The following is a 12160-nucleotide window of genomic DNA, read 5'->3' as shown; positions in this document are numbered from 1 at the left end:
ATATATCATTACTAATGACTAATTATAACAACAGATCACTATAAATATAATGTATAGTTTATAGAAAGATAGTTCTGGGTTTCCTTAAAATTTGAACTACGTGAGTTTATATTAGTATAATCAAGTCCTAACCAAGAACCATAAAATACATTAACTCTAAAGCCAGCGCCATATTGATATGAATAGTTTTTAGTATTTTGAAGAATTTGAGAATAATCAACATATGGGATAACCCTTCTATTAAAAACTGTAGCAGTATAACTTGTTTGTGCAGACCATGATGCTACATTAGCGCCTGAACCTAAAAAGCCATCATATATCAATTTAGCACTTGGAGCTACCGAGCCAAAAAAAGGAACACCTGCAATATTATTTGGGCTAACCGAAGATGAGTTATTAATCCCTCCTACTCCTTTATCAGTTATTAATGCTTCAGCTTCAAAGTTTATATCTGAAACTGCCAAACCATAATTGATATCAAACGTACCAACATTACCACCATTTTTTGTCTGAAATCCTGAAACATTTGAATAAGCTAAACCAAGAAATTGATAATCCCCAGCTTTTTCCATTTGATAAATATACTTACTGTTTAGAGCAAAACCTACTCCACTTTTACTTCCAGCATTTGTGACATTAAAGTAACTATTAGGATTAGCATCTAAAAGCACGGCATTTAAATGTAAATCTTGGGTATGGTAAGAAAGGTTAATATTACCACCTGACTGCATAAAATATGTTCGAGTCAATGTTGGAACATAGTTTGATACTATGTCAAAGTTACCATACATTACTGTTGAATTTGCTACATAGCCAAAAAATGGACTTTCTGAGAGATTACCTAAAATCAGGTATATAGTATTAGGTGTTATATTAAAGCCATTACGATGATCTTGATAAAGCGTAAATCCTGCTAATGCACTAAACCATTTTGAGATAGTTGAAGCTGCATAAGCCTCTATCGAATATGTAAATAATTTAGTTTCACCACCAAGTGGAGCTTTGTTTAATCTTTGCCAGTTAATTACGGCAAGTTTTGCTCCCATGTAGATATAATCATCAGCTAAGATCCCTTGTTGACGTGCTTGTAGCATAAACAGCGGATCACCAGTATCTTGTTGTGTATTTAGCATTGCATGGGTGAAAGTTTCACTAACACGAAAACCATTAAAAAAAGAAGTTTTAATAGCATTAATATTAAGAGCATTATTAATCTTATTATCAAATGTTCTCTTAGCAAGTGCACGTTTTTCACTATCGGTTAATGCTTCACCCTCTTTAACTGATAAATCCTGAATAGCCTGTTGCGCAGCTTTTTCAAGTTGCTCTGAGCTTAAAGGAACGTTATCTTGTATATAAGCCTCATTAGGAAAAACTCTTCTAAATGCATTAGATTCAAGCTTACGAATACTCTCTGGGGAATAATTATTGTTTAAAGAACTAGAAGACTCTGACTGTGCATTTGTCTGATCAGCACTAGCTAGACAAAATGTAGATATTGTAAAAATACTTGCTAGAGCAACTAATTTTCTAAACATGTACTTATAATTCTTCTGTTGAGCCGCTACTATTTTCGATTATGTCAATAATTTGTTGTTGAGTAAGTGACTCACCCTCTTGAATTTCTATATCATCAATCGTATTTGCTACTTTTTTACTAACGATAATTTTCTTACCATTATCTTTGACATAATATGCATAACAAAAACTATAAATAGATATAAAAATTATCAAAAATAGTAATCTTTCAAACTTCATAATAGTTATACTTTTTTTACAAACTGAGACTTTAGTTTAATTGCGCCAAAGCCATCAATCTTACAATCAATATCATGATCGCCTGTAACTAAGCGAATATTTTTTATCTTAGTACCAACCTTTATAACTTGGGAGGAACCTTTTAGTTTTAGGTCTTTTATTATAGCTACTGAATCTCCATCTGCAAGAGAATTTCCATTTGAATCTCTAATTACCAACTCATTAGAACCAGTTTCATCGGCTTGCCATTCATAACCACACTCAGGACAAATCAACAATTGATCATCTTGATAGACATATTCTGATTGACACTTTAAACATAATGGTAAAGTAGTCACAAATCATCCCCACTTTTTTTCATTGTGCTTAATATACCACTATAGCAAATCAATTACTATCTTTATGAGATTTATCTTTTTTAGGCAAAGACAGTAAAATATACTCAAATAAATATTCTTAAATACATAGCCATAATGTTATCTTGCTGAGCAAAACTTTTAGCCTGACCTTTGATATATGTATAACTAAAACCAAGCCAACCGTCAGCAAAAATATTATATCTAAAGCCACTAGTTATAGCTGCTGAATAATTATCTGATGCTTGCTGGATTTGTGAATAGCTAACAAATGGTACAAAATCTTTATTATAAAGATTAGCAGTATAATCAAGTTGTGAAGACCAGCCAAAAACATTACCACCACTAGTTAGAAATTGATTAGTATTTAGATCAGGAAATATTGATGTAGCAAATGCTTCTCTTAGGTTAAAGCCTCCAGAGAGATTAGTAGTTTTTGTAACTCCTTTATCAGTAAAAACAAATTCATTGATAAACTCAAATCTATTAATGTTCATACCAAAATTAAAATCTGCGACACCTATATTATCATTATGCTCATTTGTAAAACCTGATACATTTGAATACGCGGCACCAAGGTACCAATAATCACCAACATTTTGTAAATCTTGGGTATATTTCATATTTACAGAAAAGCCTAACTTAGCATTACCATTATAGGCATTAGCAACTTGTAACAGACTACTTTTTGGTGATGCTAAAAAAACAAAATTTGCTTGCAGTCCATCTTTATTATATGATAAGTTAACATTACCGCCAGACTGCATGAAATACGTACGCGTCAAAGTTGGTATAAAGTTAGTTGTCTCATCAAAATTTCCAAAATTAACAGTTGATAATGCCGCATATGTGTACACAGGTAACTTATTTAAATTACCAACAATAAAGTACACACCACCTGGTGTAGTACTCCATTGCCCATCAATTGCATAAGTATTTAGCGAAGCAAAAATAGATGTCCATTCACCTAAAGTACTTAACATATAATATTCTAAACTGTAATTATTGACAGAATTCGAGGGAATATTATTTCTAGTATACCTACCCCAAGTTGGGTTGAATGAAGCCATTCCACCCAAATACAGATAATTATCTTTTAGTAATCCATTTTGGCGTGATAATAGAATAAATTCAGGATCACCCGTTTCTTGCTGGGTATTAAGCATTGCTTGAGAAAATATTACATTATTATCTATACCATTAAAAAATGGCGGCTTAATTTTATCTGCGTGAGTTATTTTCAGAAGTGTTTTACCAACATCAAAAGTATTACCAGCAACTATAGATTCACCCTCATATTGCTCTACAACATCGACCGCTGAACTATCTGTTTTAATTGCCTTCTTGGCTTTATCAGTTTGGGTAAGCTGCTTTTGAGTATTTATATCATAAACTTGGTCAGCTGCATAGCTATTATAAGTTAGCAAAAACAAACTTAACAAAGTTATAAAAACATTTCTCATCTATACAGCTTAAAGTACCAAGAATTTTTAAAGTTTAGAAATATTTATATGATGAATAATTTTTTATAGATCGACAACGTGATCAGATAAATATTCTGCAACACCTTTAGGCGAAGCTTTCATACCTTGGTCGCCTTTTTTCCAACCAGCTGGGCAAACTTCGCCATGCTCTTCGTGGAATTGTAAAGCTTCTACCATTCTGATAACTTCATCCATATTTCTACCTAATGGCAGATCATTAACTACTTGATGACGTACTACACCAGATTTATCGATTAAGAAAGTACCTCTAAAAGCCATACCACCTGCAGACTGTACATCATATGCTTTAACGATTTCTTGGTTAATATCAGCAACCATAGTATATTTAACTGGGCCGATACCACCATCATTTATTGGTGTATTTCTCCACGCATTATGAGTAAAATGCGAGTCAATTGATACAGAAACAACTTCTACACCAAGCTCTTTAAGCTTAGTTGTTCTTTTATCTAAAGCGATAAGTTCAGATGGGCACACAAATGTAAAATCTAATGGATAGAATACCACAACAGCGTACTTACCTTGAATAGCTTTTGCAAAATCATAGCTATCAACAATCTCACCATCACCTAGAACAGCTGGTGCATTGAATAGTGGTGCTTTTTTACCTACTAATACCATAATTTCATCCTCCATTTAATAAAGTTTTATGGTCAATTTATCTAAATTAGCGCTTGTAATTTTGCTTATTAATTACACTTATGTCAACTCTATTTATCGTATATAATATCGCTAATAATATTGATTTCAGAAAATAATATGCTTTTACCTGTACATAAAAATACTAAATTACTAATTTTTGATTGTGATGGTACTATCGCAAATAACATGGATATCCATATAAATGCATGGCTTAATGTTCTAAAAAATACAAAGGTAGAAATTGAATCCGTAGACTTCGATAAATATAATGGTTTACCTAGCGAATATATTCTAAAAGAAGTTTTTAATTTCGATGATAACCAAACACCTAAAATAGCTGCAGAGATAAAAAAAACGTCTTATGAGCTACTAAGCCAAACAAAACCTATCGAACCTATTGTTGATTTGATTAAATACTATCATAATAGAATACCTATGCTAGTAATATCTGGTGGTAAAAAATTAAATGTATACAAATCTCTTGATGTACTTGGACTTAGAGATTTTTTTGATGAAATTATAACTGCTGATGACAATCATCCAAGTAAAAATACTCCTATAGCTTTTACTATGATTGCAGATAAATATAACTTAAAACCTCGAGAATGTCATGTTTTTGAAGATGGTGTTCCAGGGCTTATAAGTGCTTTACAAGCTGGTATGACAGTTACAGATGTTAGGAATATTGAATTAGATTAAAGAACTTATAATTGCTAAAATAATGACTTAAAATTTTTAGAGCTAGTTTTAAATATGAAAAAAACCATACTTTTAAGCTTAACTTTGTTTTCTTGTCTAGGCTACAGCAATGTTGTAGACACAACTACTTGGAAAACAGCAGATGTAGTAAAAGACTTCAAAACAAAATACTTTTGTAATAAAAATCTCTCTCAGCAGGATTGTGATAAAAACATTAATAATGTTAAACAATATGGTATTGATATTGATTCATTAGGAAATACTGATATCAAGAATATTAAACTTGAGAAGATAACATATCAAACAACAAATACTTTTGCTGCGACAGGTAAGATTACCTCAAACGTATCTGGACTACTAATGCTACCTGATACTAAATCGCCTAGAGGTGTTATCCTATACTATCACCCTACTGTATTTGATAATGTTGGCGTACCATCAAACTTTAGTAAAGATAATCAAACAAGCCTTATTTTTGATGTTACTTATGCTGCTCTATATGCTGCAAATGGTTATATTGTTGTTGCACCGGATTATATTGGCCAAGGTGATGACTACAAAAATTATCATCCTTATGTTTTATACCCTAAACAAACCGTAAATACAGCAGTAGATTTACTAAATGATGTTAGTAATGAAATCCGTAAAAAGTATAATCTAGAAACTAGTGCTACACTTAATCTTTTCTCAGTAGGTTATTCAGAAGGTGGTGGATACTCAATATGGAGCGCTAAGTGCTTAGGATGGCGAGGTAACTGTAAGGGGGTTAATAAACTAGATAAACTCTACAGATATCGAGCCGCTGCAGGTTTAAGTGGTGCATATGATATAAGCGATACAACTTTAAATTTTATGACCGATGATAATGATTCACAAAAATATGCACTACATAGCAAGCTTGCTACATCTATACTAAAACCAGGATTAATGGCTAATACATTAATGAGCTATCTATACTACAGCAATATATCAAAAAGTATTTCTGTAAATGACTTTGATAAAGGTTTTTTTGAAATGCAGTGCTCTACTTTTCCACAAGAAAAATGTAATATTGCTGGTAAACATTATACTTTTAAATCATTATTTCTACAAAAACATATTCCAAATATAGCATTTGCTGGGGCAATATTTAATAGTGCCTTATACAAAAAATATCCTCATCAGCAATCAGCTTCTCATTATGCTATACCAACTGGTAATAACTCAATGTATGACTTATTTAATGAGAAAATTTTCTCTAATTCAGAACTTATCAAAACTATGAAAGCTGCCGATATAGTTGATTTTGGCGAAAGAACAAGAACTCCTTTATACTTATTTGCTCTTAAAGAAGATTCTATAGTGACGCGACTTAACTATGATAAATTCATGAAAAACGCTAATGCAATCGTTAATGGCTTTGTTTTAGATAATAATAAAATTTTAACTAATACTACAGATTGGCTACCTGTTCAACTAGATATAAATGAAGTTGATCACGTCACTGGTGAAACTTATGCTAATCTATTTGCCTATAATTACATAAACGATTTAAACAAGGTGTATTCATAAATTATGATAAATGCTATCACACAAAGAACAGCAATCTTAGTTAATGATAATGGTTTGGAAAAACTTGAGAATGCTAATATCTTTATTGCCGGATGCGGCGGTGTTGGTTCTTTTGTAATCGAAGCTCTTGCTAGAGCTGGTATTGGTAAATTGACAATCGTTGATATGGATATCGTTGACCCATCTAATATTAATCGTCAACTCGTTGCGCTGCACAGCACTATAGGTATGCCAAAAGTAGAAGTCATGCGACAACGCATAATAGATATCAATCCACAATGTCAAGTTAGTGCTCTGCAAACATTTATAAATCCTGAAAATAGCCAAGATTTACTTACTCAACAAAACTATGATTATGTCATCGATGCTATAGACACTCTAAATGCAAAAGTAAATTTAGTCAAAACTGCTCATGAATTAGGTATCAAAACGATATCAAGTATGGGAGCAGGTGGTAAAACTGATCCAACTCAAATAAAAGTAGCTGATATCTACAATACTGATGTTTGTGCCCTAGCCAGAGCTATGCGAACACGCCTAAAAAAACAAAAAGTGAAAAAAGGCATCAAAGCAGTATTTTCAACTCAAAAAAGTATCGCACCGCTACCACCAAAAAATCCAGAGACTAACCAACAAGGTAGATCTAGAGCAACGAATGGTACGCTAAGTTATATGCCATCTTTATTTGGTTTGACTATAGCAGGGATTGTAATTAAAGAAATAGTTGGAGATGATTTTAACCAATAAAAAAATATAAAACACTAGAAATAATCTTATATATTCCTTACCCTTTATATTATCAATGATTACTTAAGCTAATATTATGTTGATGAAACTTGGTTTTAGATACTTTGTAGTAACTCTATTTTGCTTATTATTACTAAGCTGCTCCGAAACAACAAATATAGATACTAATGCAGGGGTATGTGAAATACTCAAACAGCATCCTAACTGGAGAAAATCACTCAAACAAACCCAAGCGAAATACAAACTTGAGCCAGCCTTTGTTATGGCTTTGATTTATCAAGAGTCGCGTTTTGATGCAAATGCAAAAAACAAATATTCATCAGCTTATGGATATGCCCAAGTAATAGATAGTACTTGGAAACACTTTCAACAACAAATCAAATCAAATGCTAAGCGTAATAACTTTGATGATAGCGTAGAATTTATTGGCTGGTACATGGCACAACTCTCAAAAATTTTAAATATCAAAATGACAGATTATTCAGATTTATATATGGCTTATATGCTCGGAGCAACTGGATTTAAGCGCTACAAGGCAGGTACTTTAAAGAACCATATTAAAATTGCTCAAGACAAAAAAATTGCTTTAAAGGTTAAAGATTATACAAATCTATATAAGTCTCAGCTAAGAAAGTGTCCACTATAAAAATCAAATTAAAATCTATATGCAAGTGTAGTCATTACTTTTGATTGTAATTTCATAACAGCTTTTACTGCTTTGGGTAACCTCTTACCACCTGCTTTTTCTGCTTCAACGGCATGTTCTGACTCATCAATATACATCTGTTTGAGAATTTCTCGTGAGCGATTATCATTCACAGGCAAACTTTTTAGATGTGAATCAAGGTGTTTCATTACTTGCTTTTCAGTCTCAACTACAAAACCATAACTCAAGCCATCACTGATAGATCCAGCAACTGCACCGATACCGAATGAAGCCCAATACCAAAACGGATTAAGTAAACTAGGTTTAGCTCCTAGTTCTTGAAGTCTCTCACCACACCATGCTAAATGATCATATTCTTCAGCAGCAGCATGATATAAATGCTCTTTTGTTTGCGGTGATTTAGCTACACTTGCTTGCCCTCTATATAAACCTTGAGCACAAATCTCACCAGTATAGTCAACTCTCATCAAACCAGCTGAATGTTTTTTTTCAACTTCGGATAATTTTCCATCTATAGCAACAGTGCTAGGAGATTTTCTATTTGGATTTAGTGGAGCTTTTGTAAATCTAGCATAACTATCAAACTCTTCGATAACTCTATCTAAAAATGATAACTTTCTCATAATTTAAATCCCAATTAGTAAAAACCATACAATGCGTTAGCTGCAACAAGTGCAAATAATATATTAAGTATTAGAAATATCCAACCAACTGTATAACCTTCTTGGATAGAAAATACCGCATAAATTGCCAGAACAATACCACATACTACCATTGGTTCATTTCTACCTAAGAGTATACCTAGACATAACGCAACTAATCCTATAAAAGCACATATTCTAGCAATGTTTAATTTATGTCTAGAGAAGTAGTAGATAGCGAACACAAATGCTAGGAATATAAATACTAGTAAATTATATATTGCAGCTAAATTATAAAAAACCATAATAGCACTAAGAAATGCTATACCTTGTAAACCGGTAAAAAAAGGCTCTTTTTGGATAGCTGCCGACAAAAACAAGAAAAAAGTAGCGAAGAAAACTATAAGATTTTTTTGTGCAATATCAGTTTCTGTTAAACCAAACATAAATATAACCAATCCGATAATACCTATAGCTAAACCAAGATTATTTGTAATTTTCTTGAACATCAATATTAGTTAATAAGTTTATTTGAATACAATTATAATTATAAACTATAAAGCTTACAAAACTTTTCATTGAATAACAGCTAAACTATTAGTTATAATTATTAATATCTTATTTTGATTCAATTTTTAGCACAATAAAGGAGATTTTGATGGCTAGAAAAAAAATAGCACTTGTTGGTGCCGGCAATATTGGTGGTACACTGGCTCACTTAGCACTTATCAAGCAGTTAGGTGATGTAGTTCTTTTTGATATAGCTCATGGTATGCCAAATGGCAAAGCTCTTGATTTATTACAGACTTGCCCTATCGAGGGAGTTGATTTTAAAGTTAGAGGCACAAATGATTACAAAGATCTAGAAAATTCTGATGTTGTGATCGTAACAGCAGGTGTTCCGAGAAAGCCTGGTATGTCTCGTGATGACTTACTTGGTATTAATATTAAAGTAATGCAAACAGTTGGTGAAGGCATTAAACACAACTGCCCTAATGCTTTTGTAATATGTATCACAAATCCACTAGATATTATGGTAAATATGTTACAAAAGTTCTCAGGTGTACCAGATAACAAAATCGTTGGTATGGCTGGTGTTTTAGATTCTGCTAGATTCAGAACATTTTTAGCAGATGAACTAAATGTATCAGTACAACAAGTACAAGCATATGTAATGGGTGGTCATGGTGATACTATGGTACCTCTTACTAAAATGTCTAATGTTGCTGGCGTATCATTAGAACAACTAGTTAAAGAAGGCAAACTTAAACAAGAGCGCTTAGATGCAATAGTATCTAGAACTAGAAGTGGTGGTGGTGAAATTGTTGCTTTACTTAAAACAGGCTCAGCATATTATGCTCCAGCTGCTGCAGGTATTCAAATGGCTGAAAGCTTCTTAAAAGATAAAAAGATGATTTTACCTTGTGCTGCTAAAGTAAAAGCTGGTATGTATGGTCTTGATGAAGATCTATTTGTTGGTGTTCCAACTGAGATTTCTGCAAATGGCGTTAGACCTATCGAAGTAGAGATTTCTGACAAAGAAAGAGAACAATTACAAATATCTATAAACGCTGTAAAAGATCTTAATAAAGCAGCTGCTGAAATTTTAGCAAAATAATTTTTTAAGATATTTTAGACAGTAAGCATTGTACTGTCTACATCTTATAACTGACTCACCAATGTCAAGTACAATATTTGACTTTTTAGTATTCTAAAATTTGAAAAAATTGATAAAATTTTACTAGGAATAAATAGTTATACTAATTTAGTATAGTATTACTATAAAGTTAGTATATACGCATTTTTAATAGGGTTTTATCATGTCTAATCAAAACTATCTTGGCATTAATATTGATTTATCCAGAGATTGTGAGCTTTCGGAACAAGCTCAACAACTACTGACAAATTATTATTGCTTACAAAATGAACCCTCTCCTCAATATGCTTTTGCACGAGCTGCTGTTGCTTACTCGTTTGGGGATATGAACCTAGCTCAGCGTATTTATGATGCAGCAGCTAAAGGTTGGTTCATGTTTGCTTCACCTGTGCTTTCTAATGCTCCTCTTCCAGGCGCAAAAGTCAAATCTTTACCTATTAGTTGTTTTTTATCTTATGTGCCAGATTCATTAGAAGGGCTTATTGAACATTCATCTGAGCTTAGATGGTTATCAGTAAAAGGTGGTGGTGTTGGAGGACACTGGTCTAGTGTTCGCGCGGTATCTGATAAAGCTCCTGGACCTATCCCTTTTATGCATACAGTAGATGCTGATATGGTTGCCTATAGACAAGGTAAAACTCGTAAAGGCTCATATGCAGCATATATGGACATATCACATCCTGATATAATTGAGTTTTTAGGTATTCGTGTACCTACTGGTGATGTAAATAGAAAGTGTTTAAATTTACATCATGCTGTAAATCTTACTGATGACTTCATGAAAGCAGTCGCAAATGATCAAGATTGGAAACTTATTGATCCAGATGATAAAACAGTAAGAGATGTTATAAAGGCTCGTAAAATTTGGGAAACTATATTAGAAACTCGTTATCGCACAGGTGAACCATACCTAAACTTTATTGACACAGCTAACAAAGCTTTACCAAAATCTCAAAAAGATCTTGGCTTGACAATCAAAGGCTCAAATCTATGTAATGAGATTCATTTAGTTACAGATGAAAAACGTACAGCCGTATGTTGTTTATCTTCTGTAAATTTAGAAAAATATGATGAATGGAAAGACACTTCTCTTATCAGAGATCTGATTAGATTTTTAGACAATGTATTACAATTTTTTATAGATCATGCTGGTGATGAAATTGCTAAAGCTAGATATAGCGCTTCGCGTGAAAGAAGTCTAGGTCTAGGGGCTATGGGGTTTCATTCTTATTTACAGCTTCATCGTGTACCTTTTGAATCTCAAAAAGCAAAAGAAATTAATGAAGAGATATTTAAGCGTATCAAAGAACAAGCACTAGAAGAAACTCTAATACTTGGTGCTGAAAAAGGCGAAGCTCCAGATATGGCAGGAACAGGACGTAGAAACGCTCATTTACTTGCTATAGCTCCTAATGCCAATAGTTCACTTATCTTAAATACCTCTCCAAGTATTGAACCTTGGAAAGCAAATGCTTTTACCTCTAGAACAAGAGTTGGCTCACATCTTAATAAGAACAAATATCTAGAACAAGAGCTAGAAAAAATTGGTAAAAATACAGAACAAGTTTGGTCGGATATTATTACTAATGGCGGCTCAGTTCAACAACTAGAGTTTCTTAGTAAAGAGTTAAAAGAAGTATTTAAAACTGCTATTGAAATGGATCAAGATTGGTTAGTCTATCTAGGTGGTGAACGCCAAAAATATCTATGCCAAGGACAATCATTAAATGTATTTTTCCCAGCTGGAGCATCGCGTGGATATCTTCACAAAGTACACTTTAATGCTTGGAAATATGGTTGTAAAGGTTTATATTATCTAAGAACAGAGACTTCAAATAGAGCTGAGAATATTTCTAAAAAAGTCGAGAAAAAAAGACTTGTCGAGTTCTCAGAGATTAAGCAGTCTGAAAATGAGTGTATCGCTTGTGAAGGATAAA

At 32.6% G+C, this 12160-nt stretch carries 13 protein-coding genes; 6 read left to right on the top strand and 7 right to left on the bottom strand.

Features of this window, described 5'->3' with window-relative positions; genetic code table 11:
• Positions 1 to 38 precede the first annotated feature (38 nt).
• From FSC454_RS04995 to FSC454_RS04975, 5 genes are all read right to left on the bottom strand, one after another.
• Positions 39 to 1538, bottom strand: coding sequence for a hypothetical protein (locus FSC454_RS04995; protein WP_066046270.1), 1500 nt, complete (start codon positions 1536 to 1538; stop codon positions 39 to 41).
• A 4-nt stretch (positions 1539 to 1542) separates the two neighbouring features.
• Positions 1543 to 1758, bottom strand: coding sequence for a hypothetical protein (locus FSC454_RS04990; RefSeq protein ID WP_066046272.1), 216 nt, complete (start codon positions 1756 to 1758; stop codon positions 1543 to 1545).
• A 5-nt stretch (positions 1759 to 1763) separates the two neighbouring features.
• Positions 1764 to 2096 (bottom strand): zinc ribbon domain-containing protein YjdM, encoded by a 333-nt coding sequence (locus tag FSC454_RS04985; protein ID WP_066046275.1) that lies wholly within the window; start codon positions 2094 to 2096, stop codon positions 1764 to 1766.
• 104 nt (positions 2097 to 2200) lie between these two features.
• The gene (locus FSC454_RS04980) at positions 2201 to 3577 is read right to left on the bottom strand and encodes a hypothetical protein (protein ID WP_014548375.1); all 1377 of its coding nucleotides are present in this window, start codon (positions 3575 to 3577) and stop codon (positions 2201 to 2203) included.
• Between the two features lie 63 nt (positions 3578 to 3640).
• Complete coding sequence (locus FSC454_RS04975) at positions 3641 to 4240, bottom strand: peroxiredoxin (protein WP_014548376.1); 600 nt, start codon at positions 4238 to 4240, stop codon at positions 3641 to 3643.
• Between the two features lie 138 nt (positions 4241 to 4378).
• On the opposite strand from FSC454_RS04975, the gene FSC454_RS04970 reads away from it, so the two are divergent.
• The 4 genes from FSC454_RS04970 (at position 4379) to FSC454_RS04955 (ending at position 7904) form a co-directional block, all read left to right on the top strand.
• Positions 4379 to 4960 (top strand): HAD family hydrolase, encoded by a 582-nt coding sequence (locus tag FSC454_RS04970; RefSeq protein ID WP_066046276.1) that lies wholly within the window; start codon positions 4379 to 4381, stop codon positions 4958 to 4960.
• A 54-nt stretch (positions 4961 to 5014) separates the two neighbouring features.
• Positions 5015 to 6511 carry an alpha/beta hydrolase family protein gene (locus tag FSC454_RS04965; RefSeq protein ID WP_066046278.1) on the top strand — a complete coding sequence of 499 codons (1497 nt, stop codon included), beginning with the start codon at positions 5015 to 5017 and terminating at the stop codon, positions 6509 to 6511.
• A gap of 3 nt (positions 6512 to 6514) precedes the next feature.
• A complete protein-coding gene (locus tag FSC454_RS04960; RefSeq protein ID WP_066046280.1) occupies positions 6515 to 7258 on the top strand; it encodes a tRNA threonylcarbamoyladenosine dehydratase in 744 nt (247 codons plus the stop codon).
• A 76-nt stretch (positions 7259 to 7334) separates the two neighbouring features.
• Entirely contained in the window at positions 7335 to 7904 is a 570-nt protein-coding gene (locus tag FSC454_RS04955; RefSeq protein ID WP_066046282.1) for a transglycosylase SLT domain-containing protein, read from the top strand.
• Positions 7905 to 7912: 8 nt separating this feature from the next.
• On the opposite strand, the gene coq7 is transcribed toward FSC454_RS04955, so the two are convergent.
• Both coq7 and FSC454_RS04945 read right to left on the bottom strand, forming a co-directional pair.
• Positions 7913 to 8548, bottom strand: a complete 636-nt coding sequence (gene coq7 / locus FSC454_RS04950) for a 2-polyprenyl-3-methyl-6-methoxy-1,4-benzoquinone monooxygenase (protein ID WP_066046283.1) — start codon at positions 8546 to 8548, stop codon at positions 7913 to 7915.
• 14 nt (positions 8549 to 8562) lie between these two features.
• Positions 8563 to 9075 carry an MFS transporter gene (locus tag FSC454_RS04945; protein ID WP_066046285.1) on the bottom strand — a complete coding sequence of 171 codons (513 nt, stop codon included), beginning with the start codon at positions 9073 to 9075 and terminating at the stop codon, positions 8563 to 8565.
• 149 nt (positions 9076 to 9224) lie between these two features.
• Here FSC454_RS04945 and mdh point away from each other — a divergent pair, with 149 nt between their 5' ends.
• Complete coding sequence (mdh, locus tag FSC454_RS04940) at positions 9225 to 10184, top strand: malate dehydrogenase (protein WP_014548384.1); 960 nt, start codon at positions 9225 to 9227, stop codon at positions 10182 to 10184.
• Positions 10185 to 10386: 202 nt separating this feature from the next.
• Positions 10387 to 12159 (top strand): ribonucleoside-diphosphate reductase subunit alpha, encoded by a 1773-nt coding sequence (locus FSC454_RS04935; protein WP_066046287.1) that lies wholly within the window; start codon positions 10387 to 10389, stop codon positions 12157 to 12159.
• Position 12160 lies beyond the last annotated feature (1 nt).

Origin of the sequence: Francisella hispaniensis FSC454, assembly GCF_001885235.1 — a bacterium.
In the GTDB taxonomy this organism is placed as follows: domain Bacteria; phylum Pseudomonadota; class Gammaproteobacteria; order Francisellales; family Francisellaceae; genus Francisella; species Francisella hispaniensis.
This window is presented reverse-complemented; position numbering and strand designations above follow the sequence as displayed.